Here is a 25952-nt window from a genome sequence, read left to right as displayed (position 1 = left end):
CTTACCCGTTACCCTTCTGCTATAGATGTCGCCCTCAATTTATGGATGGCACGGGTAGCGTGCTGAATTAGGAGACAGGGCATGCCAACAGGCGAAAACAGGAAATCTCTGGGCCCCCTGGCCATTGCGGGTGTCGCGCCTTACCAGGAAAAGCCGGGTGAGGAGTACATGAATGACCAACAAAAGGCGCATTTTCGCAAGATCCTGGGTGCCTGGCGCAACCAACTGATGCAGGAAGTTGATCGTACCGTCGACCATATGAAAGACGAGGCTGCCAACTTCCCGGATCCCGTGGATCGTGCCGCGCAAGAAGAAGAGTTCGCTCTTGAACTGCGTACCCGCGACCGTGAACGCAAGCTGATCAAGAAGATCGAGAAGACCTTGCAGCTGCTTGAAGACGATGATTTCGGTTACTGCGAACACTGCGGTATCGAGATCGGTATCCGTCGTCTGGAAGCCCGTCCGACAGCTGACCTCTGTGTCGATTGCAAGACGCTGGCCGAGATCAAGGAAAAACAGATGGCCGGTTGATCCCGACCCTCTGGTATATGAAAAAGGGAGCTCGCGGGCTCCCTTTTTTATTGAGCTTTTGGACGGGTCGTCCCAGAATGCAGCCTCAATGAATCGCTTACCCGAATAGTCATGCCAGTGAATTCCCCATCCTCACCCCTTGTGCGTCCCTATGTGGGCCGCTTTGCCCCTTCACCGTCAGGCCCGCTCCACTTCGGTTCGCTGATCGCCGCCCTCGGCAGCTTTTTGCAGGCCAGAGCGCAGCAGGGACGTTGGTTGGTACGCATCGAAGATATCGATCCGCCGCGGGAGATGGCGGGGGCAGCGCACCTGATCCTCAAGACTCTTGAAGCATATGGCCTCGAGTGGGATGGGGAGGTGATGTTCCAGAGCGCGCGCCACCGCCGTTATGACGAGATCATCGACCAGCTCTACCGGGCGGGGGATCTCTACTGGTGCCGCTGCACCCGGCGCGAAATCATGGCCGCGGGCGGTCTCTACAGCGGCCACTGCCGCACCCTCGGGCTTGCGGCCGAAGGTTGCGCCGCCCGGCTGCGCCAGCACCATCCGGTCTACCACTTCGATGATCGCTTGCAGGGCCATATCGCGGTCCCGGCGGCGCTCGCCGAGGAGGATTTCATTATCCGCCGCCGCGACGGGCTCTACGCCTACAACCTGGCGGTGGTGGTGGATGATATGGACAGCGGCATCACCGAGATAGTGCGCGGTGCCGATCTGCTGGAGCCCACGGTGCGCCAGATTGCCCTCTACCAGACCCTGGGGGCACCGGTGCCCGACTGGGTGCACCTGCCGCTGGCGGTGCTGGCAGATGGCAACAAGCTCTCCAAGCAGAACCATGCGCCTGCGCTGGCGCTTGATGAGGTGCGACCGGCCCTGTGGCAGGCACTGCACTTCCTCGGCCAGTGCCCGCCGCCCGAGCTGATGGCAAGCCGGATCGACGAGATCATCGAGTGGGGCATCGCCAACTGGCTGCTCGAACGGGTGCCAGCCAGCGAGAAGATCCCGCTGGACATTGAGTAAAGAGAGCCGGTTTTCGTGTAATAAGACGTGAGCTGGGCGCAGATAGACGGCTATTTTTTGGCTCTGTTTGATTCAAATGAGCTGAAGTAGCCACATGGTTTTTCATTTGTGCAGGCGTGAGCTATGTGCAGATAGACCGCTATTTTCGCTGACAGACGGTTTCATGCGGGATCAATTGTCAGCACGGTTTTTCATTTGGTTAGGCGTGAGCTATCATAGGCCGCTATTTTTTGGCCTCCCGTCAATTTAGAAGTCATGAAGAGGTGTACCATTTTTTCCCAGATCGCAAACTTTTGCCGCAAGGTGCTCGGCAAGGAAGACGGCGAGCAGTCGGTGGAATCCCCCATTCCAGCCCGTGTCGCCGGTCAACGTCGTACCTTAAGCCGTGATCAGCACCCTATTTCGCGCAAAGAGATCAGCGAGAATGCACTCAAGGTGCTCTATCGCCTGAACAAAGGGGGCTATGAGGCCTACCTGGTCGGCGGCGGAGTCCGGGATCTGCTGCTCGGGAAGACGCCCAAGGATTTCGACATCGCAACCGATGCGACGCCGGAGCAGATCAAGGCGCTGTTCAGCAACTGCCGCCTGATTGGCCGTCGTTTCCGCCTGGCTCACATTGTCTTTGGTCGTGACGTGATCGAAGTGGCCACCTTCCGGGGTCACCACCATCAGGTCAATACCAGCAAACATGTGTCGGCCCAGTCTGATGAAGGCATGCTGCTGCGCGACAACGTCTACGGCACCATCGAAGAGGATGCCGAGCGCCGCGACTTTACCGTCAACGCCCTCTACTACAGCGCCAAAGATTTCACCCTGCACGATTTCGAAGGGGGCCTGGAAGATCTGGCCGAGCGCAAGCTTGAGCTGATCGGCGATCCCGAGACCCGTTATCGTGAAGATCCGGTGCGCATGCTGCGCGCCGTGCGCTTCGCCGCCAAGCTGGATATGACCATTAGCCCGCGAACCGCCGCCCCCATCAAGGAGCTGGCGCCACTGCTGCAAGACATCCCTGCAGCCCGCCTGTTTGAGGAGACCCTCAAGCTGTTCCTGGCTGGCGATGGCCTGGCGACCTACAAATTGCTGCGCGAGTATGGTCTGTTCCAGCAGCTCTTCCCGCAAGTGGCTGCGCTGTTTACCCCGCACGGCAACTCGCCCTACGAGCAGTTTATCGAGCAGGCGCTGATCGATACCGACACCCGCGTTCGTGAAGATAAGCGCGTCACCCCCGCCTTCCTCTACGCCACCCTGCTGTGGGGCTGCGTCGAGGCCCGTGGTCGGGTGCTGGAGAACGAGAGCGGCCTGCCCTGGTATGACGCCTTCATGCTGGCGATCAACGAGGTGCTGGACAATCAGGTGCGGATCATCGCCGTTCCCCGCCGTTTCACCACAGATGTCCGCGACATCTGGGCACTGCAACAGCGGCTGACCCGTCGTCAGGGCAAGCACCCCGAGCGCGCCATGGAGCATCCCAAGTTCCGCGCGGCGTTCGACTTCCTGTTGCTGCGCAACCGGGTCGAGCGTGGTCTCGGCGAGCTGGCCAGCTGGTGGGAGCGCTATGTTGCCTCCAATCCGGATGTGCGCCCGCAACTGCAACGGGAAGCGACCCGTCGCCCGGCAAGCGGTGAGCGCGGTGAGGTCCGTAGCCACGATGGCGAGAAGCGCAGCAGCAACAGCCGCAACCGTCGTCGTCCCCGTCGCCGCAAACCGAAAGTGGCCGAGTGACAACAGACGTGATGACCGAGGTCTTCATCGCCATTGGTTCCAACCTGTCTGATCCGCTGGGTCAGGCTCGTCGCGCCGTTGCCGCCTTGGCAAGGTTGCCGGAATCTGTGCTGGTGGAGGCCTCGTCGTTTTACAGCAGCCGCCCCATGGGGCCTGCTGACCAACCGGACTACGTCAATGCCGTGGCCCGGCTCAATACCCGGCTCGCGCCCCTTGCGCTGCTGGATCAATTACAAAAAATCGAGCTGGAACAGGGACGTGTGCGCAAAGATGAGCGTTGGGGGCCGAGAACTCTGGATCTCGATCTGCTGCTCTATGGGGATCAGGTGATCAACCATGAGCGCCTGATCGTACCCCACTACGGCATGAAGGAGCGGGAGTTCGTGCTGCTGCCCCTTGCCGAAATTGCGCCTGCTCTGGTGCTGCCCTGCGGCACCCCGCTCGCCCGACTGGTTGCCCGCTGCCCGCACAATGATTTGGCCATCATTGCCCCGCGTGCAGACGTACAGGAGCCTCTATGAGCAAGATCACCACCGCCAGCCTGCTGAAGATGAAGCAGGACGGTCAAAAGTTCACCGCCATCACCGCCTATGATGCCACCTTTGCCAAGCTGTTCGACGACGAGGGGGCCCACGTGCTGCTCATCGGCGATTCACTGGGCATGGTGCTGCAAGGGGGTCAGGATACCCTGGCGGTCAACATGGATGAGATGGTCTATCACACCCGCTGTGTGGCGCGCGGTGCCAGCAAGGCACTGGTGGTCGCCGACATGCCGTTCATGAGCTACGCCACCCCCGAGCAGACTTACCAGAACGCTGCCCGCCTGATGGCGGCCGGTGCTCGCATGGTCAAGATGGAAGGGGGCGACTGGCTGTGTGACTCCATCCGCCACCTCACCCGCAACGGGGTGCCGGTGTGTGGTCACCTCGGCCTCACTCCGCAATCCGTTCATGTCTTTGGCGGCTTCAAGGTGCAGGGGCGTGACGAGTTTCAGGCGCAGGAGATCTACCGCCAGGCCCTCGAACTGCAAGCGGCCGGTATCCAGCTGCTGGTGCTCGAGTGTGTGCCCACTGCGCTGGCCGAGCGCATCACCAAGGCGCTTCGCATCCCGGTGATCGGCATTGGTGCCGGCCCTGCGACCGATGGTCAGATTTTGGTGATGCACGATGCCTTTGGCGTCACCTCCGGCTATGTCCCCAAGTTCACCAAGAACTTTCTGGCCGAGACCGGCGATGTGCGTGCCGCCATCCGCCTCTATGTCCAGCAGGTGAGCGAGGGGTGCTTCCCCGGCCCGGAGCACTGCTTCAACTGATCCTGGCGGTTGCATGATGGGGGCTGCGGCCCCCGTCTCTGCTTCTCAGCCTTGCACAGTTAATCTGTATAGCTAATCCGTATCTTATTGATTCATCTAAAGGTGAACTGCTGATAGCCATGTTCGTGCCCCATCCCGCCCGAGCGCTATCTGTGGATGCAACCCGTCTCTCTTTTTGATTTATCGGAAGGTGAACTGCTGATGTTGGTCGTAAATAATCCCGTCGTTCTGCGTGAGCAGATAAGCCAATGGCGCCGTGAAGGGCGTGCCATCGCATTCGTGCCCACCATGGGCAATCTGCATCAGGGCCACCTGACGCTGGTGAAGGAGGCGCACAGCCACGCCGAGAAGGTGGTGGTCAGCATCTTCGTCAACCCGATGCAGTTCGATAAGGCCGAGGATCTCGCCAACTACCCGCGCACCCTTGAGCAGGATTGCGCTGCGCTGGAAGCGGCCGGCGTCGATATGGTGTTCACCCCGACCCCGGAGATCATGTATCCGCAGGGGCTGGCGAGCCAAACCTTCGTCGAGGTGCCGGGTCTCTCCAATCTGCTGGAGGGGGCGCTGCGTCCGGGTCACTTCCGCGGGGTCAGTACCGTCGTCACCAAGCTGTTCAATCTGGTGCAGCCTGATGTGGCCTGCTTTGGCCAGAAGGATTACCAGCAGCTGGCGCTTATTCGCAAGATGGTGGCCGACATGGCGATGCCCATCGAGATCGTTGGCGTGCCCACCGTGCGGGCCGAAGACGGGCTGGCGCTCTCCTCGCGCAACGGCTACCTGACTGCCGCCGAGCGGGCTATTGCCCCCGAGCTGGCGCGCACCATGAACTGGATCGCCGATCAAATCGAAGCGGGTGACCATCACCTGCCGTCGCTGGTAGCGCAGGCCAGCCAGCGTCTCGACAATGCCGGTTTCCGTACCGATGCCATCGACATCGTCGATGCCGCCACCCTCGAATCCGCCACTGACGAGAGCGCGCAGCTGGTGATCCTGATGGCCGCTTATCTTGGCAAGGCCCGCCTTATCGACAACCGCGTCGTCACCGTAAAGAAGTAATTCCCCCGATTGCCAGCGGACGCCCCCTCGGGCGTCCGCTGCTTTTTCACGCCTGCACTCTCCTGCATTCCGGCGTTTTGTTCTGCGGCCTTGCCCGCATTTCCCTTCGTTTCTATCCACTTTCGGCCTGATGGCCGCTACAGGTATTCATGATGTTTGTCCTGATTGCATCGCTTTTTTTCTGTCTGCTCTGTTTTGCTCTCACCCGGTTGCCCACCGGTTTGCCGCTCTCGCGCAAGGTGCTTGTGGGTCTGCTGCTTGGCGCCCTGTTCGGGCTGGCTCTGCAACTGGGCTGGGGCGCCGATGATGCCGGTGTCCAGCAGACCCTGGAGTGGGTCAATATCGTCGGTGGCGGCTACGTCAGCCTGCTCAAGGTGGTGATGATGCCGCTGGTGTTCACCTCCATCCTCTCCGCCATCAACAAGCTGGAGCAGGCCCAGTCCCTCGGCAAGATCAGCGCCGTGCTGATCGGCTCCATGCTGACCCTGGTGATGATCGCCGGTGTAGTGGGGATGACGGTGACCCATCTGAGCGGTCTCACTGCCGAGGGGCTGTTGAGCCACGGCAGTGACAGCGCTGCGCTGCAACAGAGCATGAGCACCATCGACAGTGCCCAGACTCTGCCGGCCCTGCTGCTCTCGCTGGTGCCCACCAACTTTGCCGCCGATATGGCGGGTAGCCGCGGTCTCTCGGTGATCGGCGTGGTGATCTTCACCGTGCTGGCCGGGGTTGCTCTGCTGCAGTTGAAGGCGGAGCATCCAGAGGCCGGTGCCCGCGCCGCCGTGGCCATCGACACCCTGCAACTGTGGGTGATGAAGATGGTGCGGGTGGTGATTGCGCTCACCCCCTATGGCGTGATGGCGCTGATCGCCCGGGTGGTGGCCCACTATCCCCTGAGCGAGATCCTCAGCCTGCTCGGCTTTATTCTGGTCTGCTACGTCGCCATTCTGGCGATGTTTGCGGTGCACATGGTGATCCTGCTGCTGATCGGCCAGAACCCGCTGCACTATCTGCGGGAAGTGTGGGGCGTGCTCACCTTCGCCTTTATTTCCCGCAGCAGCGCGGCTTCCATTCCGCTCAGCATCGAGACCCAGCAGCGCCTTGGCGTGCCCTCCAGCATCGCCAACTTTGCCGCCTCGTTCGGTGCCAACCTCGGCCAGAACGGCTGCGCCGGCATTTATCCGGCCATGATGGTGGCGATGATTGCCCCCATGCTCGGCATCAACCCCTTCGATCCCCTGTTCCTGCTGACTTTGCTGCCGGTGATTGCGCTCGGCTCCATCGGGGTGGCTGGCGTCGGCGGTGGCGGCACCTTCGCTGCGCTTATCGTGCTCTCCACCCTCAACTTCCCCATCGCGCTGGTGGGAGTGATGATCGCCATCGAGCCGCTGGTGGATATGGGCCGAACCGCCCTCAACGTCAACGGCTCCATTATGGCGGCGATGATCACCAAGCGTTTGCTGGGCAAGCAGCAACTGGCCAACGTGGAGACGGTGCAGACGCAGGCCGCCAGTTAACTCCGAGTGTTGCCCAATATGAAAGAAGCCCGCAGTTGCGGGCTTCTTTCATATCGGCTGTGTTGCCTTGTGGGCAGACGCGGTTACTCGGCAGAGACGGGGTAACCGGCTCCTTTCCAGGCGAAGATGCCGCCCGGCACCCGATAGACCTGCTGATAGCCCTGAGTCACCGCCCAGGCGGCAGCGTTGTGGCTGCGGCCGCACTTGACGAAGCCGCAGTAGATCACCACCGGGCGGGACTTGTCTTCACCCAGCAGCGCCTGGAACTGCTCCGCCGTGCCGCTCCCCTCGACGATTTCGCTCCAGTTATCACCGGCCTTGGCCTCTTTCACGAAGACGAAGTTCTTGGCGCCCGGGATGTGCTCCTTCTTGTAGGAGTCCTCATAGGGCATGGTGTCGATGATCACCAGCTCCTCGCCCTTGTCCATCCGGGTCTTCAGCTCGGCCACGGTCAGCAGCTGATAGCCCCCCTGCTGCGTCTCTTGCGCCAGCTGCACCGCCGACTGCTCCAGCTTCACCTCCTGCTCGAACTGGTTGTCGCCACAGCCACCGAGGGCAAAGCTGGCGGCGATCAGCGAGGCCAGCAGAGTGCGGGATCGCAATGTCATCATGTCACTACTCCTTTAGAACGGGAAAAACGGGGCGGGAAGTTCGCAGCAGGGCGCCCGCAAGCGTCAGTAGCAGCAGATCCCGCACAATGGCCTCCGGCAATGAGCTGAGGTCAGCCCTGCCCAGACAGCCGCAAGAGATGTCGAGCCCGATGGCAATGCCATAGCCCAACACCGGAATAAACAGGGCGAGCAGCCCGATCACCAGCCACAATCCCCAGCGCCGGTTGGCGATGACCGCAAGCCCGGCGCAGAGCTCAAGGGCGATCAGCCCCCAGGCCACCGGCGGGATCAGTGACGGCCAGACCAGACCAAAGGCGCCGATCTGCTCGATGAACAGGGCGGGGGAGACCAGCTTGAACCCGGCGGAGGCGAGGAAGAATCCTCCCAGAGCCAGATTGGCCAGCATGCGCAGATAAACGGCCATGGGATAGATCTTTATCATCCATGACTCCGACTGCCAGCCACAGGCGTTTGCTTCGCCATGTCCGGGCTATCGGCCGGGTAGCGTGCCAGCTCCTGATAGTCGCCGTCCGCTTCGCAGTGAAAGACAGCGGCGGTTTCACCGTGCTGACACCACTGTTGCCACTCGTCTGGCGGGCAGTGCAAGCGAATGGCGAGGCCACAGCCGGCGCTGAGCAGGCGCGGTACATCGCAGACCCGAAACGACTGACCGTGCTGCTCCAGCCGCTTGCGCATCCTGATCGTGCCGAGGGTGGAGTGGAACAGGTAGAGAAACTCCTGATTCATGATTTGCCTCCCGTGCTGGCGCGCGCGCCGAACAGGGCAGCCCCCAGCGCACCGGCAAACTGGGCATCCGGGTGGGTGGCCACTTCGCAGCCCAACCCTTCGGCCAGATAGTGGCGGAAGGTGGCGCAGTGGCTGACGCCGCCGGTAAAGAGCACGCTCGGTCGGGCGCCGAGGCGGCCGATAAAATTGGCACTGCGCCGGGCCATGGAGCGGACGATACCGGCCAGGATCGACTCGGCCGGAATGCCCGCCGAGCGCAGGCTGATCGCCTCCGATTCGGCAAACACGGTACACATGCTGCTGATGTCGTGGGGCTCGGCCCCTTGCAGCAGTTCGTCAAGCTGCTCGACCCGCGCCCCCAGAGTGCGGGTGATCACCTCGAGAAAGCGACCGGTGCCGGCGGCGCACTTGTCGTTCATCAGAAAATCGGTGAGGTTGCCGTCGCTATCGAGCTGGATCACCTTGCTGTCCTGCCCGCCGATGTCGATGACGGTGTGTACCGACGGGCAGAGCAGGCGAGCCCCCAGCCCATGGCAGGAGATCTCGGTAACCCGGCGATCGGCGAACGACGCCAGATCCCGGCCATAGCCGGTCAGGGTCAGGTGGGGGCGCTCTGGCAAATCGGCCGAGAGATCCTCCCAGCCTTGCTCGATGGCAACCAGCGGACGAAAGGGGGTCGGCACCAGAAAACGGCGGACGATACGCCCGCCATCCCGGCTGTCGAACAGGATCCCCTTGGTCGCGGTGGAGCCCGAGTCAATCCCGATGGAGAGTGACACGGCGCCTCCTTACAGCATCTCGATAAAGGCGGCCAGCCGGGTGGCCAGTTGTCCCTTGTCGGCGCTGGAGTAGTCGGTCTCGACTGCCATGTAGGGGATACCGTGGCGTTCGCGCACATGGCGTTTGATGGCGAGCGACTCCACCGCATAGGTATGGCAAGCCTGCAGGATCACATCGATCACTCCGTCCGCCTGATACTCCTCCACCATCTGGCTCAGCAGATTCATGCGCTGGTGGTTGGGGGAGATGCAGGAGCAGCCGATGGCCAGATACTTGTCGGTCAGCGCATCGAACGGGTCGCCCTCTTCCCTGACGCACTGCTCGGTTGCCTTGGCGCCGGTGCAGTTCTCGTAACCCACCACCCAGCCGCCGTGCTCCTCGATGAGGCGCACTACCTTGTCGGCCGCGCCGCCGATGGGGCAGCCGGTGATGAGGATGCGCGGGCGGGCATCGAGCCGCTTGCCCTCGGCATACTCTACCTTGATGCGGCGGGTCATCTCCTGCAGCTCGCTGATGAGCTGCTCCTTGTCGAAGCGGAAGGTTGCACCATAGACCACCTTGAGCAGGTCGGTACCGCTGAGTGCCGGCGGATTGAGCTGGCCCAGCCGGTAGAAATCGGCCAGCGCGCGGCGCTCGCGGTTTTTCAGCACGATGGCGTCTCGCAATGCCTGCTCGCTGATGGGCTTGCCGAACTGCTGCTCCAGCAACTCCTTGAAGCGGACGATTTCGCTGCGCCACAGGGTGCGGGAGGCCTCGTCATCGGCGCGGTTGGGCAACTGCATCACATGCACCGGTTTGAACTCGGCCATGTACTCGTACATCTTCTTCTTGCCGTCGCAGGTGGTTTCCCCTACCACCAGATCGGAGAAGTAGAAGTAGGGGCACTTGTCGGTCTTGCCGAACCCGTAGCTGCTCTTGATGAGCGGGCAGAGGTTGCGGGGCAGATCCTTTTCGGCCTCCTCGATGGTCTCGTCGCTGGTGGAGCAGAGCGATACCACCACGGCGCCGGCGGCTATCGCCACCTCCTGCGGCATAAAGGTACAGTAGGTGCCGACCAGGGGGATCTGTCGCTCCTTGAGTGCCATTACAGCCAGAAAGCCCTGACGACGGGCATCTGAAAAACTATCGAATATGGCTGGCAACTCGGTGATAAGTGACATAGGCGATCCTGCCCTGATGAGAGAAATGAAGAGACGGACGAGCCATCCGTGACGGCACATCCAACCGCGAGAATTATACCTTTGGGGGTAATTCGAAAATTGCGGTGGATCACAAGGTGTCAGGTAAATCCTTAATAACAGGCAGGTTATTGAGAAGGGGGCTGGCAGGTTGAAGGGGCTACAGGGGGAATAAAAAACGGGCACCGCGAGGTGCCCGTTTTGGTCATTAGTGGCGCAGGCCGGTGCCGCGGGAGATGAGCCACCAGGCGATACCGTAGAGGGCCACGATAAAGCCGATGATGATGAGGTAGGCGGTGCCGAGTGGCACGTCGGAGATGCCGAGGAAGCCGTAACGGAACGCGTTCACCATGTAGATGATGGGGTTCACCTGGGAGACACCCTGCCAGAAGGGGGGCAGCAGGCTGATGGAGTAGAACACTCCACCCAGATAGGTGAGCGGCGTCAGCACGAAGGTGGGGATGATGCTGATGTCGTCGAAGGTCTTGGCAAACACCGCGTTGATGAGTCCACCCAGCGAGAAGAGGATGGCGGTCAGCAGCACGGTAAAGCAGACGCTGAACAGGTGGTGGATCTGCAGCGGCACGAAGAACAGCGACACCAGGGTGACGATGAGGCCGACACAGAGGCCGCGTGCCACGCCCCCGCCCACATAACCGGCGATGATGACGTAGTTGGGCACCGGTGCCACCAGCATCTCCTCGATATTGCGCTGGAACTTGGCGCTGAAGAAGGAGGATGCGACGTTGGAGTAGGAGTTGGTGATCACCGACATCATGATGAGGCCGGGCACGATGAACTCCATGTAGGTGAAGCCGCCCATGTCACCGATGCGCGAACCGATCAGGTTGCCGAAGATGACGAAATAGAGGCTCATGGTGATGGCCGGTGGCACCAGGGTCTGGATCCAGATCCGGGTAAAGCGGCTTACCTCTTTGGCCAGAATGCTCTTGAAGGCGATGTAGTAGATGGCCAGATTCATGCTTTTCTCCCCTCTTCGACCAAATTGACGAACAGCTCTTCCAGCCGGTTGGCCTTGTTGCGCATGCTCACGACCTGCACCTGCTGGTTCGACAACTGCTCGAACAGGCTGTTGAGTGACTGGCTCTTGTCGAGATCCACCTCAAGGGTACGTTCATCCTGCATGCGGCCGTTGAACTCTGGCACCTCGGGTACGGCAGAACCTGGCGCAAGGTCGAGCAGGAAGGTCTCGCGACCCAGCTTGCCCAGCAGGTTCTTCATGCTGGTGTTCTCGATCAGCCGACCCTTGTCGATGATGCCGATGTTGCGGCAGAGCATCTCGGCCTCTTCCAGATAGTGGGTGGTGAGAATAATGGTGACGCCCTGCTCGTTGAGATCCTTGAGGAAGGTCCACATGGAGCGGCGGATCTCGATATCGACCCCGGCGGTCGGTTCATCGAGGATCAGCAGTTTGGGCTCGTGCATCAGGGCGCGGGCGATCATCAGGCGGCGCTTCATGCCGCCGGAGAGGGTGCGGGCAGGCATGTCGCGCTTCTCCCACAGATCGAGCTGGCGCAGGTACTTCTCGGCGCGGATCTTGGCTTCCGCCTTGGGTACGCCGTAGAAACCGGCCTGATGGGTGACAATCTGGATCACCTTCTCGAACTGGCTGAAGTTGAACTCCTGCGGCACCAGTCCGAGCTGGGCCTTGGCCTGTTCAAGATCGCTGTCGATGTCGTAGCCAAACACCTTCACCTTGCCGGCGCTCTTGTTCACCAGCGAGCTGATGACGCCGATGGTGGTGGATTTGCCCGCGCCGTTCGGGCCGAGCAGGGCGAAGAAATCCCCCTGCCTGACGGTAAGATCGATGCCTTTAAGGGCTTCAACGCCCCCCTGATAGGTCTTTTTCAGGCCGCTGATTTCCAGTGCGTTCATTGCAACCTCTGTGATGGTTGAATCCGGCTCGATACAGAAAAGGCGGCCAAGGCCGCCTGCACAGAGTAAAGGGCGCAAGGCCGCTTCACCCGTGATATTCCTGAACCTGGCTTACTCCTGGGGTACCACTTTGCCGATAAACGGCAGGTTGCGGTACTTCTGGGCGTAGTCGATGCCACAGCCGACCACGAATTCGTCCGGAATGGCGAAGCCAATCCAGTCGACCGGCACCTGCACTTCGCGGCGGGAGGGTTTGTCCAGCAGGGTGCAGATGGCCAGGGATTTCGGCTCGCGCAGGGAGAGGATCTCGCGCACCTTGTTGAGGGTGTAACCGGTGTCGATGATGTCTTCCACGATCACCACATCCTTGCCCTTGATGTCATCGTCCAGGTCTTTGAGGATGCGGACGTCACGGGTGCTGTGCATGCCGGAGCCGTAGCTGGAGGCGGTCATGAAGTCCAGGGTGATGGGCAGCTGGCACTGGCGGCAGAGGTCGGCCAGGAAGATGCAGGAACCGCGCAGTAGCGCAATCATCACGACTTCGTCAGAACCCTGATAGCGGGCGGTGATCTCTTCACCCAATTTGGCGATCCGGGCGGCTACTTCAGCCTCGGAGATCATCACCTCGACGGTGTGTTTCATCACTTACTCCCATAAGGCCAAAGGGGATTTGGCCGTTCATGAATATCAAAACCGATGATTCTACCACTCATGTTGAAGGGTGCTAGAGATACGTGGTGCTTTTATCGGCTTATTTTAATTGATAGAGTTAGCAGGCACTCAGGCATGATTAGTTAAAATACTATAAACACCATAATCAATAACTATTAGATGATAAAAACTATGGAACCACGCGCAGAAATAAGACGTCGTACCCGGCTGTCGCCGGAAGCTCGTCGCTCCCAATTGATGGAATGTGCCATCGAGGTGTTCTCCCGTCGCGGCATTGGCCGTGCAGGTCACGCCGAGATAGCCGAACAGGCCAAGGTCTCTGTGGCTACCGTATTCAACTATTTCAACACCCGCGAGGAGTTGGTAGATGAGGTGCTGGCCGAGATCGAACGCTTTGTGAACCAGATGCTGTCGCAGGCATACGGTGACCAGGGCTCCATTTTCGACAAGATCCAGCGTCATGTACGCCTCTCTGTCGATGCCGCCTACGATCAACCGGATTATGCCGGTATCTGGCTGGAGTGGAGCTCATCGGTTCGGGAAGAGGTATGGCCCCGCTATACCCGGCTGCTCGATCAGTGCCTTGAGCTGATCGCCAGCGAGCTGCAAACCGCCATGGATGCAGGGGAGATCACCAGCGTGCTGTCGGCACAGGATCTGGCCCGCTCTCTGACCGGTTTTGGCTATGTGATGATGCAGATGATCAATCAACCTCAGCGCCCGGCGCGCCAAGAGGTGGCTGATTTCCTGTTCAAGTACGTGACTGCACCTATTCAGGCTCGCTAACACGGCTTAACGAAAAACGGCGTCACTCATTGAGTGGCGCCGTTTTTTTATGGCCGAATGTGGCGGTCACCTCAATGGTGGCCATAGCCCCAGCGGTGGGTCAGCTCATGCTCGACACCGAGATGATCGAGGATGCGGGCGACCATAAAGTCCACCAGATCGGCGATGCTTTTAGGCTCATGATAGAAACCGGGCGCAGCGGGCATGATGGTCACCCCGAGCCGTGCCAGTTTCAGCATGTTCTCCAGATGGATCGCCGAGAAGGGGGTTTCGCGGGGCACCAGGATCAGCTGGCCGCGCTCCTTGATCACCACATCCGCCGCCCGCTCCAGCAGGTTGTCGGAGGTACCGTTGGCAATGGCCGAGACGGTGCCCATGGAGCAGGGGCAGACCACCATCTGTTTGGGGGCTGCCGAACCGGAGGCGACTGGCGAGAACCACTCCTCCTTGCCGCAGGCGACAATCTGCCCCTCCTTGGCGCCATATTGGCGACAAAGATAGGCAGAGAGCTCTTTCGGCGAGCCGGGCCAATCCTGTTGCTGCTCGGTCTTGAGTACCACTCGTGCCGCCGAGGAGGCGAGCAGGTAGACCCGATAGTCCGCTTGCACCAGACACTGGAGCAGGCGCAGGGCGTAGGGGGCGCCGGAGGCACCGGTCAGCGCCAGGGTGATCGTTTTGTTCATAGTTCGCCGTGGTAATCCTTGAGGCGGGCGATCAGCTTGTCATGAATGCCACCGAAGCCGCCGTTGCTCATGATCAGAATATGGTCGCCATCGCGGCTCTCGGCCACCAACCGGTTGATCAAGGTCTCCAGATCGTTGAATACCTTGGCCGGACGGGTCATATGGGCCGTCACCTCGCCGAGATCCCAGCCGATGTTGGGGGGCTGGAAGAAGAACACCTCGTCGGCGCCATCGAAGCAGCCAGCCAGCTCCTCCTTGTGAACCCCCAGCTTCATGGTGTTGGAGCGAGGTTCCAACACCGCCAGAATACGTGAGCTGCCTACCTTGGCGCGCAGGCCGCCGAGGGTGGTCTCGATGGCGGTGGGGTGGTGGGCGAAGTCGTCATAGACGCTGATGCCCGCCACTTCGCCCTTGAGCTCCATCCGCCGTTTGGGGGATTTGAACTGGCAGAGGGCGGCGATGCCATGCTCCACCATGACTCCGGCATGGCGAGCGGCCGCGATAGCCATCAGACCATTGTTGACGTTGTGCTCGCCGATGCACTCCCAGTGCACCTCACCCTGCTTTTCGCCATCCAGCCACACCTCGAAGGCGGAGCCGTCATCGGCCAGCTTGACCGCCTTCCACTTGGCGTCATCCTGACCCACCAGCTCCACTTCGCTCCAGCAGCCCATCTTGCGTACGGCGGTGAGGTTGTCATCCGCTTGCGGGAACAGCACCCGGCCGTTGCTCGGCACGGTGCGCATCAGGTGGTGGAACTGGCGCTGGATGGCGGCGAGATCCGGGAAGATGTCCGCGTGGTCAAACTCCAGATTGTTCATCACCAGGGTGCGCGGATGGTAGTGGACGAACTTGGAGCGTTTGTCGAAGAAGGCGCAGTCATACTCGTCCGCTTCGATGACGAAGAAGGGGGCAGAGCCCAAGCGGGCGGAGACCGGGAAGTTACCCGGCACGCCGCCAATAAGGAAACCGGGTTCCAGTTTGGCGTACTCCAGCACCCAGGCCAGCATGCTGGCGGTGGTGGTTTTGCCATGGGTACCGGCAACGGCTAGCACCCAGCGATCTTGCAGCATGTGCTCCAGCAGCCACTGGGGACCGGAGATGTAGGGCAGATTGCGGTCCAGCACATATTCAACACAGGGGTTGCCGCGGCTCATGGCGTTGCCAATCACCACCAGATCCGGCGCCGGATCGAGCTGGGACGGATCATAGCCTTCGGTCAGTTCGATGCCCTGTTGCTCGAGCTGGGTGCTCATGGGGGGATAGACATTGGCGTCCGAGCCGGTCACCCGGTAACCAAGCTGTTTTGCCAACACCGCCAGACCACCCATAAAGGTGCCGCAGATCCCGAGAATGTGAATATGCATACCGCTTCCTTTCGCAGTAAAGGGAAGTGCGCATTCTAGGGGGTGTTGCGGTGGTGGCACAAGCCGCACTCATGGTGATAGGCCCACAGATGCAGCACCGGAGGCAGAAATCTTGGCGCTGTTGGGATATGCGAGATTGGAATGGCCAGGCGGGCTTTATTTGAGGCTTGATATTGTGTCGCACTTTTTTACAATTCTTCGGTTTTGTGACGCACGCTACAGTTTTACGATATCGCCCTTTTCCAAAGGAGAGTCCCCATGGGCAAGTTCCTGCTTTGCTATCTGGTCGGTGGTCTGGTGGCCATCAGTTGGGCTGCGTTGCCCGATCATGGTCCCTGGGATCAGTGGGACCTCACGATTTTTCACACCGTTAACGGCTGGCTCGGGCAGTCGGCTCTGTGGGCCGACCTGGTGGCTATCACCAATAACCGGCTGTTCGATCTGGCGGTGCTGGCCTGTATGGGGCTGATCCTGGTCCGCTGTTTCTTTGCACGGGATCTGGCGGGTCGTCGCCAACTGGTAGCGATGGGCATAGTGATGCTGCTGAGTGCTCTGGTGATCAACCAGCTTGGTCACCGATTGCCGGTGGAGCGACCCAGTCCGACCCTGATGGTGGCCGATGCGCTGCGGGTGACCCAGATCAGCGGTATTCCGACCAAGGACTCTTCCGGTGATAGCTTCCCCGGCGATCACGCTCTGTTCCTGATGGTCTTCGCCGGTTTTGCCCTGCGCTATCTGCCGCGCTGGGCGGGAGTCACCGCATTGCTGATGGTGCCGATCTTTTCCACGCCGCGCATTCTGGCTGGTGCCCACTGGTTTACCGATGTCTATGTCGGCGCGCTGGGGCTGGCGACCCTCTGTCTGCCCTGGTTGCTGCTGACTCCGCTGGCGGATCGGCTGATAGACCGCATTGCCCCCCGATTGGCCAGATTGCCACTGCTGCGCAGTCAGACCCACTGATTGAGCGTCGCAAAATAAAACGCCCCGACATGAAAATGTCGGGGCGTTTTGTTATCCACCCGCGAGAGATCAGCCTTGATAGCCGTTCGGGTTGTTGCTTTGCCAGCGCCAGGTATCGACCATCATCTGCTCCAGACCGCGCTCTGCCTGCCAGCCCAGCTCGGCACGGGCCAGCGTCGGCTCTGCCCAGCACTCGGCGATGTCGCCCGGGCGACGGGGTTTGATCTGGTAGGGAATGGGTCGGCCGCTGGCCGCTTCAAACGCCTTGACCATCTCCAGTACCGAGTAGCCTTGACCTGTGCCCAGGTTGTAGGTGAAGACGCCGGTGTCGCTCTTGATGCGTGCCAGTGCTTTCAGGTGGCCGATGGCGAGATCCACCACATGGATGTAGTCACGCACGCCGGTGCCATCCGGGGTCGGGTAGTCGTTGCCAAATACCCCCAGCTCCTTGAGTTTGCCGACACCCACCTGGCTGATATAGGGCAACAGGTTGTTGGGGATGCCGTTGGGATCTTCACCAATCAGGCCGCTCTCGTGGGCGCCGACCGGGTTGAAGTAACGCAGCAGTACGATAGCCCAGCGGGGATCGGATTTGGCGAGATCACGGAGGATCTCCTCCACCATCAGCTTGGAGCGACCATAGGGATTGGTGGCGCTGGTGGGGAAATCTTCCCGCAGCGGTACCGAGGCGGGATCGCCATAGACGGTGGCCGAGGAGCTGAATACCAAGCGGAAAACCCCGGCCCTGGCCATCTCTTCGCACAGCACCAGAGTGCCGCTGATGTTGTTCTGGTAGTAGGTGAGCGGGATCTGGCTCGACTCCCCGACCGCCTTGAGGCCGGCGAAGTGGATCACCGATTCGATCTGGTGGTTGGCGAACAGCTGCTGCAGGCAGGCTCTGTCCAGCACATCCCCTTCGACGAAGGTGACCGGTTTGCCGGTGATCTGCTCGACTCGCTTGAGTGACTCCGGTGAGGAGTTGGAGAGGTTGTCGAGTACCACGACCTGCTGCCCCGCGCCGAGCAGCTCAACCAGGGTGTGGGAGCCGATATAGCCGGCGCCCCCTGTGACCAGTATTGTCATTTTTTATCCCGTGTTCTGGTGAAACTGGGGCCGAGTCTACCCGTCCTGCCCGCTCGAGAAAAGGTTGAGATACCAATGAGCCCTTTGTGTATCTCAATAATCGAGGTTGATATCCCCTTTTGCGGTGCAGGAGCAGGCCAGAGCCACGCCGCTCTCCAGATCCTGAGCACTCAGGGTCATCACGCTCTGGCGCTCGATGTCACCTGTGGTGGTGCAACGACAGCTGCCACATACCCCGGCGCGGCAAGCAGCCATTATGGTTTCGCCCGCCGCTTCCAGCGCCGCCAGCAGAGTCTGACCCGGCAGGATCTTCACCTTTTTGCCGCTCTTTTTCAGGGTCAGCCAGAAGTGGTCGCTGGTGGTCGTGGCTGGCTCTACAGGAGGAAGGCCAAAGGACTCCTGATGCAGCTGCTCCGGCGGCAATCCCAGCTCAGCCAGCATACTGCTGACCGCCGCCATATAGGGTGCCGGGCCACAGAGATAGACATGGCGTTCGCGCAGATCTGGGGCCAGCTCGGCCAGCATGGCTGGGGTGAGTCGGCCAATCCAGGGGTGATCTGCAGGTGCCTCTTCCAGAATCAGGGCATGGCGTACACCGGGATGCGCTTCGGCCAATGCAGCCAAGTCATCTGCGAAGATCACATCTGCTGGCGAGCGGGCGCTATGGATAAAGCGGATATCGGCATCCGGTCGTTTGGCCAGCTCGTCTCGCAACATGGTCCACATGGGGGTAATGCCGGAACCGGCGCTTAGCAGCAGTGGCCGTTCGCAAGGCAGGGCGGTCAGGTTGAAATCGCCGAACGGGCCATCGGCCCGGATCTCATCGCCCACTTGCAGGGTCTGGTGCAGATGGCGAGAGACCCGTCCCACATCCTTGATGGTGACCTGCCAGCAGGCATCCTGCGGGCTGGAGGAGAGGGTATAGGCGCGGCACTCCGGCTGGCCGTCGATCTCGGTGTGCAGGGTGATGCACTGGCCTGCCAGCACGGGAGGGAGGCTGCCGGAAAGCGGCGCCAGCTGCCAGCTCACGACGTCGTGGGTGTTCTGTTGGCGGCCAATGCAGGTGAGCGTGAGAGAGGTCATCACAAGGCTCCTTGGGTTTGATAAGGTTTGAAACGGTTTGAAAAACGTCTGGTGAAAAAGCCGGGTCCAGAAAAAAGGCGAGCCGGGCGGCTCGCCAAACGCTTACAACATGAAGTGCCGATCAGGCCGCCAGGATCTCGGCCAGGTCAGCCTCGGCCGTGGTGGTCCCTTTCAGGCCAAATTGCTCCTCCAGCACCTTGAGCAGAGCCGGGGTGAGGAAGGCGGGGGCGGTTGGGCCGGTACGGATGTCTTTCACCCCGAGCGACAGCAGGGTGAGCAGAATGACGATGGCTTTCTGTTCGAACCAGGAGAGCACCAGCGTCAGCGGCAGATCGTTGACACCGCACTCGAACGCTTCGGAGAGCGCCAGCGCCAGCTGGATGGCGGAGTAGGCATCGTTGCACTGACCCACGTCCAGCAGACGCGGAATGCCGCCGATGTCGCCAAAGTCGAGCTTGTTGAACTTGTACTTGCCGCAGCCCAGGGTGAGCAGCAGGCTGTCGCGCGGCGCCGCCTTGGCAAACTCGGTGAAGTAGGCGCGCTCGGCCTTGTCGCCGTCACAGCCACCTACCAGGAAGAAGTGGCTGATCTCTCCGGCTTTGACCTTCTCAATCACTGCGGGCGCAGCCTGCATCAGGGCGTTGCGGGCAAAGCCGATGGTGATGAAGTGCTCGAGCTCGGTGTGCTTGAAGCCTTCCAGCGCTTGCGCCTTGGCGATCACGGCGGAGAAATCATCCCCTTCCAGATGGGTGACGCCCGGCCAGCCGACGATGGAGCGGGTGAAGATGCGATCCGAGTAGTTGCCCACATTCGGGTCGATGATGCAGTTGGAGGTCATCACCACGGCACCCGGGAAGTTGGCAAACTCTTTCTGCTGGTTTTGCCAGGCGGAGCCGTAGTTGCCCACCAGATGGGGGTACTGCTTGAAGAAGGGGTAGGCCAGCGCGGGCAGCATCTCGCCGTGGGTGTAGACATGAATGCCGGTTCCCCTGGTCTGCTCCAGAATGAGTTTGAGATCCATCATGTCGTGGCCGGAGACCAGAATGCACTTGCCGGGAATTGGCGTGACTCTGACCCGGGTCGGCTCCGGGTGACCGAAGGCGCTGGTTTCACCGAGATCCAGCATCTCCATGATTTTGAAGTTGAGTTGACCGATCTCCATGGCGCAGCTGAACAGCCGACCCATTTCGCTCGGGTCTGTGCTGAGCCAGCTCATGATGCGGTGGAATTCGGCGGCCACCTCGTCACTCTGCTGATCCAGCACCCGGGCGTGCTCCATGTAGGCGGCGGCGCCCTTGAGGCCGTAGAGGCAGAGCAGGCGCAGCCCCATGATGTCTTCGTTCACCTCGTTCTTGCCCCGATTGGGGGCGGCTGGTGCGGCATGGGCAAGTTGTTCCAGCAGTTCGGCACCGGGTTCGAAGTAAGCTGACTGTGGCAAGTCGTTCACCTGCACCGCCATGGCTGTCAGACGATCGGCCAACTGCTGGCGATAAGCGAGGGCCTGATTGACGTAGGCCACGATGCGATTCGAGTCGAAGTTGACGTTGGTTAGGGTGGCGAAGAAGGCCTTGGGCACGAAGGCATCGATCTCGCGATCGATGATGCCTTGCTCACGGGCGGCCAGCGCCCAGGCGCTGAGCCCCTGCAGGGTATAGATCAGCACATCCTGCAGATCCGAGGTTTCCGCCGTCTTGCCGCACATACCTTGTGCGTAGGCACAGCCGTTGCCTGCCGGGGTACGAATTGTCTGTTCACATTGCACACAAAACATCATGCCTCTCCTAATTGGACATTTCAGTTGTCTGTTTTGTGGCGATTCTATTCCTCTCGCGAAAAACTTAATAGGTATTCAATTTGCCAATTAAGATTCCCTTGATGCAGATCAAAAATAAAAAAAGCCGCCCAAACAGGGCGGCAAGCGGGTGGATAAAAGGAGAGACAACTCAGGTTTGCAACAGAACATAACAATCAGACGGATTGGGCCGTGGTCTGGTCAGGAGCTTTCGGCCCGGTACTTACTCAAGCCAGCATACGTACGCTGTAGTCGGCTTGGTTCACTATCAGGCCAGATAAGCGCGCAGCATCCAGACCAGTTTTTCCTGCTGCTGCACATAGTCGGAGAGGATGGAGGCTGTGCCCTCATCACCGGCTTCGGCGGCCTGGCCCAGAATACGGCGCTGGGCGACCAGCAGTTCGCGGAAGCTATCCAGCAGGGATTCGACACAGGCGCGGCCATCGTGCAGTCCTTTTTGCTCGGGGATGGCAGAGACTTTCAGGTAGTCGCTGAAGCTGTGCATGGGCACGCCATCCAGGGTCAGGATCCGCTCGGCCAGCGCATCGACTTTCAGCAGCAGGTCGTTGTAAATCTCTTCAAATTTCAGGTGCAGTTCGAAGAACTGGTTGCCACGGATATTCCAGTGGAAGCCGCGCACGTTCATGTAGAGGATCTGGTAGCTGGCCAGCAATTTGTTCAACTCGGCTGCCAGGGCTTGTGATTGAGCAGTATCAAGACCAATCGGGCTTTTCATCATTCACCTCCAGATTTGGAAATCGGTTTGAAATTCTCTTTCGGAACGCAGTCAGAGTAACGCCTTGCAAAATGCAGGGACAATTGCTTGTGCCTAACTGTTTGATAGCTAACGGCTATCAAACAGTACGCAGCAACGGGGGCAATGGATGAGGATTAGGGGAAGTATTTTTCCAGCAGCGCCATCAGGATGGCCTGGCACTCGCGGTCCGGTTTGCTATCGACCTTGCTGGCGCGAAAGTGGAGTTGAAAGGCGCCCATGACGGCCCGGCTCTGCTCATCCCACTGGCCGGTTTGGGGCAGGCCGTAGCCATAGCGGGCCAGTTGCTGTTGCCACATGGCTGCATCCCAATCGGGCAAGGGGCTGGCCAGTAACTCGGCCACCCGACCTTCATCTGGCCAGGCGCCGACTCCGTACGTCAGATAGAGCTGGCGCCAGGGGAAGTGGGGGCCGGGATCCTGCTTGCGCTCGGGGGCGACATCGCTGTGGCCCAGCACCTGGGTCGGTGGAATCTGGTAGCGGGCGACCAGCTCCCGACTGAGGGCGCCGACGGCGGCAATCTGCTGCGGGGTATAGGGTTGCCAGCGCCGCGCATCGGGGGCCAGCGGCTCATCTTCTGCTGGATAGCCGAGGTTGACGATCTCGATGCCAAGGGAGCTGGCATTGAGCCCGGCATATTGGTGCCAACGGCTGCGTCCCGCATGCCAGGCGCGCGCGTTGTCCGGCACCAGCTGATAGACGGTGAGCGGTGTCTCGCGGTTGTCGCGGGGGATCAGGTAGTGGGCGCTCACCTTGTGCTCCGGCTCGGTCAGCAGGCGCAGGGAGTTGGCATCATCTTCGTCGGTGTAGTGGAGGATCAGAAAGGCGATCCGCTCATTCTGGTTGGCGCTCTGATAGCGGGTAGATAGCTGGTACTCGGACGGTGTGCAGGCGCCCAGCAGCAGAACCAGTGGCAGAAAGAAGAGGGGAAGAAGACAGCGCCAGCGCCATCCCCCTGCCACAGCCAGTCTGCTGAGCGTGGGAGGAGTGAGTCGCTGGCACATGTCGAAGGCCCTGTCTGGTCAGTCGCGCGGCTGGTTAGCCGCGGTATTTGGCCGTGAGACCAATCAGGAAGTTGCGCAGGATCTGATCCCCGCAATCCTGATAGTGCTTGTGATCCTTGGAGCGGAACAGGGCACTGAGCTCGGACTTGGAGAGGTTGAAGTCGGCGAGCTTGAGGGTGCAGAGCATGTCCTCTTCCTTGAAGTTGAGACCGATACGCAGCTTGCGCAGGATCATGTTGTTGTTGATCCGGTTCGGGATCACCTGGGCCGGTGCATCTTCCCGCACGCCGCGGCGGGCGATGATGAAACCGTCGAGGAACTGGCTCAGGGCCGAGTCGGGACAGGCGACATAGCCTGCCTCTTGCTCTTCACCTTCCGCAGCCTCTTTCATCAACCAGCTGTGCAGCTGGGCGTGAGTGACCGTCAGGTTGCCCTTGGCAAACATCTCGACCATCTGGTCGTTGCTGATGGTGAGGGCGTAGCGCAGACGGCGCAGAATATCGTTGTTGGTCATGCTGACTCCTGTGTAAACGGCGCAACTTTACCATCTGGCAGCCCTCGCGTCAGAAAAAGCGGGGGCCGATACAGTTCAGGTCAAGCTCATCAAGCCTTGCCGAGATAGCGGGGCGCCTCCTGGCGCACCAGTTCCAGCGCATCTTGCAGCTCCAGCAGCTCGGGTTCCAGCTCGCTCACCGGCACGCCGTCACGCAGCTGTTGCTCCAGCTGGGAGAGCAGCCGTTGCAGTCCCGGCACCCCGGAATAGGCACAGCCACCGTTGAGGCGATGGAGCTGGGCCAGCACTTCGCTATCTTCAATTTCGCCCGCCAGCGCGCTATCCAGCACAGGTTCCACTTCGTCGAAACTGGCCAGCAGCATGGTCAGCATCTCTCTGGCGAGATGCTCTTTCCCCGCCGCCTGCCGCACCGCCAGTGCCCAGTCGATCTGTTGGGCACCATTATTCTGGTGGCGGCGATGGGCAAAGTCGGTGATGAGCTGGGCCAGCATGCTCTCGTCGATGGGTTTGGCCAGATAGTCGTCCATCCCCTGCCGGATCAGTCGCTCCCGTTCGCCGGGGATGGCGTGAGCGGTCACCGCCACGATCGGGGTGGTGGTGTTGAGGGACTGGTTGCGGATCGCCTGGGTGGCACTGATGCCATCCATGATCGGCATCTGGATATCCATGAAGATGATGTCGAACGGCTGGCTCTGGGCCTGCTTGACCGCTTCCTTGCCGTTTTTGCACACCACCACCTGACTCACCATCTCCTTGAGCATGGCGGCGATCAGCTTGAGGTTGGCGGCGTTGTCATCCACCGCCAGCACCTTGATCGGCTGCAACTGGCGCGGCGCAGGCTGGGCGGGCAGCTTCTGGCGGCTCGATTCCGGCGAGAGCAGGGCGTGCAGCAGCTTGCGGTGGTTGACCGGTTTGGAGAGACAGTGCTGGGCGCCATGGGTCAACATAGCTTCATAGAGCGCCGGCTCGTGGCTGCTGAGCAGCACTATGGTGTTTTGCTGCTGGCCGTTCAGTCTGTCGAGACGGCCGATCACCTGCTGCGGCGTATGCAGGGTGCTGCTGCCGATGATCACCATCTCCTGCTCGCTCATCTCGGGCCAGGGATCATCGCTGGTCAGTGGGTGCACGTCGAGGTGCCACTCCGCCAGCAGGGCGAGCAGAGAGGCTTGCGCGAAGGGATCCGGTTCCAGCAGCCAGAGCCGTTTGCCACGGATCCGATCCAGCGGCAGTTGATCGGTCTGGGGCAGGGGGGAGACCTCCACATCCAGACTGAACGAGAAGATTGAGCCTTTGCCGAGCTCCGATTCGAAGCGGATCTGTCCGCCCATCTGCTGCACCAGCTTCTGGGTGATGACGAGGCCCAGGCCCGTGCCGCCATAACGGCGGGAGATGGAGGAGTCGGCCTGATTGAAGGCCTGGAACAGCTGATGTTGCTGCTCTTGGGAGATGCCGATGCCGGTATCACGGATCTGGACGTTGAGCCTCACCTTGTGGTTGCCACTGCCGGTCTGCTCGATATGGACATCCACGTTGCCTTGCTCGGTGAACTTGATGGCGTTGCCGGTGAGGTTGGTAAGCACCTGTTGCAGACGCATGGGGTCGCCGGTGAGGTAATCCGGCACATCGGCATCCACCCGCAGGGAGAGCTCCAGCTGCTTGTCGTGGGCGCTGGGGCCGAGCAGGTGCATGGTCTCGTTGAGGGTGTCGCGCAGGCTGAACGGGATATGCTCCAGCTGCAGCTTGCCCGCTTCCAGCTTTGAGAAGTCGAGGATGTCGTTGATGATGCCAAGCAGGTTGCGCGCCGACTTCTCGATGGTCTGCATGTAGTCGGTTTGGCTCGGGGTCAGGCTGGTTTTCAGCAGCTGGCGGGTAAAACCGATGACCCCGTTGAGCGGCGTGCGCAGTTCGTGGGACATGTTGGCCAGAAACTCCGACTTGACCCGCGCCGCCTCTTGCGCCCGTTTCTTGGCCATGTCGAGTTCGACGTTCTGGATCTCGATCTGCTCCAGCGTTTCGCGCAGGTCAGAGGTGGCCTGATCGATATTCTGCTGCATCTCTTCGTGATATTCGGAGAGCGCCTTGGCCATGGCATTGATGCCGTTTTTCAGCATATCCAGCTCGCCGGTGAGCTGGCCGCTGACCCGGGTATCGAGCCGCCCCTCCCTGATCTTGTGCACCGCCTGCACCATGTTGGTGATGGGCTGGGTCACGCTCTTGACCAAGCGGAAACCAAACAGGGTACTGAAGGCGACCCCGATGAGCACCATGATCACCGCAAAGAAGGTGTCGCGGTACTGCAGCAGCATGGCCCTGTCGGTCGCCATCTGCATCGAGATGTAGCCGATCATCGGCGGCTCTACATCGCTGGGCAGCGGGAAGCCATCGAGGCTGGTTTCAGCCTGGATCGGGGTGCGTAAAATGATGTCGTCCCCCTGAAACGTCACGCTGGTCAAATCCGGAATGGGCTCGCCATCGGGCAGCCTGAGCCGGGTGAAATCCCGGTGATAGTTCGAGGTAACGAATAGCTGGTTGTCCTGGGTGAAGACAGCGATGGATTTGATGAAGGGGGAGTTCTTGCGATGGGTCAGGCCAATCAGCCGCTTGAGGGATTCTCGACTGTGCTGGGTCATCCCGTATTCACTGGCGATCGCCAGCGGTTCGATGATGTTGATCCCCTGATCAATGAGGTTGTTTTCCAGCTGCTGGTAGCGGTGGAAGGTGAAGTAACCGGCCATCAGGCCACCGATGATCAGGGTTGGCAGGATGGTGAAGGCGAGAACGCGTGCTCTCAGGCCATATTTGGTCATACGAACAGGCCACCAGTGAACAGGGTTGGCGATAGGGTTGATGGCAATACACGGGC

The 25952-nt window shown here is 60.5% G+C and carries 26 protein-coding genes; 9 read left to right on the top strand and 17 right to left on the bottom strand.

Annotated elements, in window-relative coordinates:
• Window positions 1-81 precede the first annotated feature (81 nt).
• The 7 genes from dksA (at window position 82) to ACTG1K_RS20750 (ending at window position 7158) form a co-directional block, all read left to right on the top strand.
• Entirely contained in the window at window positions 82-531 is a 450-nt protein-coding gene (dksA, locus tag ACTG1K_RS20780) for an RNA polymerase-binding protein DksA (RefSeq protein WP_005335644.1), read from the top strand.
• 111 nt (window positions 532-642) lie between these two features.
• Window positions 643-1551 carry a tRNA glutamyl-Q(34) synthetase GluQRS gene (gene gluQRS, locus ACTG1K_RS20775; RefSeq protein ID WP_139443331.1) on the top strand — a complete coding sequence of 303 codons (909 nt, stop codon included), beginning with the start codon at window positions 643-645 and terminating at the stop codon, window positions 1549-1551.
• Between the two features lie 255 nt (window positions 1552-1806).
• A complete protein-coding gene (pcnB, locus tag ACTG1K_RS20770; RefSeq protein ID WP_139440709.1) occupies window positions 1807-3273 on the top strand; it encodes a polynucleotide adenylyltransferase PcnB in 1467 nt (488 codons plus the stop codon).
• Window positions 3274-3284: 11 nt separating this feature from the next.
• Window positions 3285-3794 (top strand): 2-amino-4-hydroxy-6-hydroxymethyldihydropteridine diphosphokinase, encoded by a 510-nt coding sequence (gene folK, locus ACTG1K_RS20765; RefSeq protein ID WP_005354659.1) that lies wholly within the window; start codon window positions 3285-3287, stop codon window positions 3792-3794.
• Complete coding sequence (gene panB, locus ACTG1K_RS20760) at window positions 3791-4585, top strand: 3-methyl-2-oxobutanoate hydroxymethyltransferase (RefSeq protein WP_440006611.1); 795 nt, start codon at window positions 3791-3793, stop codon at window positions 4583-4585. The genes folK and panB overlap by 4 nt, the downstream gene beginning before the upstream one ends.
• 201 nt (window positions 4586-4786) lie before the next feature.
• Window positions 4787-5641, top strand: coding sequence for a pantoate--beta-alanine ligase (panC, locus tag ACTG1K_RS20755; protein ID WP_335876050.1), 855 nt, complete (start codon window positions 4787-4789; stop codon window positions 5639-5641).
• A gap of 152 nt (window positions 5642-5793) precedes the next feature.
• Window positions 5794-7158 carry a cation:dicarboxylate symporter family transporter gene (locus ACTG1K_RS20750; RefSeq protein ID WP_440006608.1) on the top strand — a complete coding sequence of 455 codons (1365 nt, stop codon included), beginning with the start codon at window positions 5794-5796 and terminating at the stop codon, window positions 7156-7158.
• 83 nt (window positions 7159-7241) lie between these two features.
• On the opposite strand, the gene ACTG1K_RS20745 is transcribed toward ACTG1K_RS20750, so the two are convergent.
• The 8 genes from ACTG1K_RS20745 to hpt form a co-directional block, all read right to left on the bottom strand.
• Window positions 7242-7769, bottom strand: a complete 528-nt coding sequence (locus tag ACTG1K_RS20745; protein WP_101315599.1) for a rhodanese-like domain-containing protein — start codon at window positions 7767-7769, stop codon at window positions 7242-7244.
• A 4-nt stretch (window positions 7770-7773) separates the two neighbouring features.
• Complete coding sequence (locus ACTG1K_RS20740) at window positions 7774-8211, bottom strand: MauE/DoxX family redox-associated membrane protein (RefSeq protein WP_440006606.1); 438 nt, start codon at window positions 8209-8211, stop codon at window positions 7774-7776.
• On the bottom strand, window positions 8208-8516 hold the full coding sequence (locus tag ACTG1K_RS20735; RefSeq protein ID WP_100652858.1) for a DUF3343 domain-containing protein: 309 nt from the start codon (window positions 8514-8516) through the stop codon (window positions 8208-8210). The genes ACTG1K_RS20740 and ACTG1K_RS20735 overlap by 4 nt, the downstream gene beginning before the upstream one ends.
• The gene (locus ACTG1K_RS20730) at window positions 8513-9295 is read right to left on the bottom strand and encodes an acyl-CoA dehydratase activase (RefSeq protein WP_100652860.1); all 783 of its coding nucleotides are present in this window, start codon (window positions 9293-9295) and stop codon (window positions 8513-8515) included. Before ACTG1K_RS20730 ends, ACTG1K_RS20735 begins: the two co-directional genes overlap by 4 nt.
• 9 nt (window positions 9296-9304) lie before the next feature.
• Complete coding sequence (locus ACTG1K_RS20725) at window positions 9305-10456, bottom strand: double-cubane-cluster-containing anaerobic reductase (RefSeq protein WP_368175479.1); 1152 nt, start codon at window positions 10454-10456, stop codon at window positions 9305-9307.
• A 226-nt stretch (window positions 10457-10682) separates the two neighbouring features.
• On the bottom strand, window positions 10683-11456 hold the full coding sequence (locus tag ACTG1K_RS20720) for an ABC transporter permease (protein ID WP_019445351.1): 774 nt from the start codon (window positions 11454-11456) through the stop codon (window positions 10683-10685).
• On the bottom strand, window positions 11453-12370 hold the full coding sequence (locus tag ACTG1K_RS20715) for an ABC transporter ATP-binding protein (RefSeq protein WP_100652864.1): 918 nt from the start codon (window positions 12368-12370) through the stop codon (window positions 11453-11455). The genes ACTG1K_RS20720 and ACTG1K_RS20715 overlap by 4 nt, the downstream gene beginning before the upstream one ends.
• Before the next feature lie 111 nt (window positions 12371-12481).
• On the bottom strand, window positions 12482-13012 hold the full coding sequence (hpt, locus tag ACTG1K_RS20710; RefSeq protein WP_005335618.1) for a hypoxanthine phosphoribosyltransferase: 531 nt from the start codon (window positions 13010-13012) through the stop codon (window positions 12482-12484).
• A gap of 201 nt (window positions 13013-13213) precedes the next feature.
• On the opposite strand from hpt, the gene ACTG1K_RS20705 reads away from it, so the two are divergent.
• Window positions 13214-13828 carry a TetR/AcrR family transcriptional regulator gene (locus ACTG1K_RS20705; protein WP_224969475.1) on the top strand — a complete coding sequence of 205 codons (615 nt, stop codon included), beginning with the start codon at window positions 13214-13216 and terminating at the stop codon, window positions 13826-13828.
• 71 nt (window positions 13829-13899) lie between these two features.
• On the opposite strand, the gene ACTG1K_RS20700 is transcribed toward ACTG1K_RS20705, so the two are convergent.
• Both ACTG1K_RS20700 and mpl read right to left on the bottom strand, forming a co-directional pair.
• A complete protein-coding gene (locus tag ACTG1K_RS20700; RefSeq protein WP_101529620.1) occupies window positions 13900-14511 on the bottom strand; it encodes a flavin prenyltransferase UbiX in 612 nt (203 codons plus the stop codon).
• Window positions 14508-15878, bottom strand: coding sequence for a UDP-N-acetylmuramate:L-alanyl-gamma-D-glutamyl-meso-diaminopimelate ligase (gene mpl, locus ACTG1K_RS20695; protein ID WP_440006604.1), 1371 nt, complete (start codon window positions 15876-15878; stop codon window positions 14508-14510). Before mpl ends, ACTG1K_RS20700 begins: the two co-directional genes overlap by 4 nt.
• 258 nt (window positions 15879-16136) lie before the next feature.
• On the opposite strand from mpl, the gene ACTG1K_RS20690 reads away from it, so the two are divergent.
• Window positions 16137-16838, top strand: a complete 702-nt coding sequence (locus tag ACTG1K_RS20690; RefSeq protein ID WP_440006602.1) for a phosphatase PAP2 family protein — start codon at window positions 16137-16139, stop codon at window positions 16836-16838.
• Between the two features lie 69 nt (window positions 16839-16907).
• Here the strand turns inward: ACTG1K_RS20690 and galE are convergent, their stop codons facing one another.
• The 7 genes from galE to barA all read right to left on the bottom strand — a co-directional run bounded on the left by galE (window position 16908) and on the right by barA (window position 25896).
• Entirely contained in the window at window positions 16908-17921 is a 1014-nt protein-coding gene (gene galE / locus ACTG1K_RS20685) for a UDP-glucose 4-epimerase GalE (protein WP_040097369.1), read from the bottom strand.
• A gap of 93 nt (window positions 17922-18014) precedes the next feature.
• The gene (locus tag ACTG1K_RS20680) at window positions 18015-19004 is read right to left on the bottom strand and encodes a hybrid-cluster NAD(P)-dependent oxidoreductase (RefSeq protein WP_201954269.1); all 990 of its coding nucleotides are present in this window, start codon (window positions 19002-19004) and stop codon (window positions 18015-18017) included.
• 121 nt (window positions 19005-19125) lie between these two features.
• A complete protein-coding gene (gene hcp / locus ACTG1K_RS20675) occupies window positions 19126-20775 on the bottom strand; it encodes a hydroxylamine reductase (RefSeq protein ID WP_440006600.1) in 1650 nt (549 codons plus the stop codon).
• Window positions 20776-21064: 289 nt separating this feature from the next.
• Window positions 21065-21532, bottom strand: a complete 468-nt coding sequence (locus tag ACTG1K_RS20670; protein ID WP_005362843.1) for a Dps family protein — start codon at window positions 21530-21532, stop codon at window positions 21065-21067.
• 155 nt (window positions 21533-21687) lie between these two features.
• Window positions 21688-22575, bottom strand: a complete 888-nt coding sequence (locus tag ACTG1K_RS20665; RefSeq protein WP_440006598.1) for an N-acetylmuramoyl-L-alanine amidase — start codon at window positions 22573-22575, stop codon at window positions 21688-21690.
• 34 nt (window positions 22576-22609) lie between these two features.
• Window positions 22610-23089 (bottom strand): DUF1456 family protein, encoded by a 480-nt coding sequence (locus ACTG1K_RS20660; RefSeq protein ID WP_440006596.1) that lies wholly within the window; start codon window positions 23087-23089, stop codon window positions 22610-22612.
• Between the two features lie 89 nt (window positions 23090-23178).
• Window positions 23179-25896 (bottom strand): two-component sensor histidine kinase BarA, encoded by a 2718-nt coding sequence (gene barA / locus ACTG1K_RS20655; protein WP_440006594.1) that lies wholly within the window; start codon window positions 25894-25896, stop codon window positions 23179-23181.
• Between the last annotated feature and the right edge of the window lie 56 nt (window positions 25897-25952).

It is taken from the genome of Aeromonas sp. 102P (assembly GCF_051920345.1).
In the GTDB taxonomy this organism is placed as follows: domain Bacteria; phylum Pseudomonadota; class Gammaproteobacteria; order Enterobacterales; family Aeromonadaceae; genus Aeromonas; species Aeromonas veronii.
The sequence above is the reverse complement of the archived record's forward strand: the minus strand, read 5'-3'. Positions and strand labels throughout refer to the sequence as shown.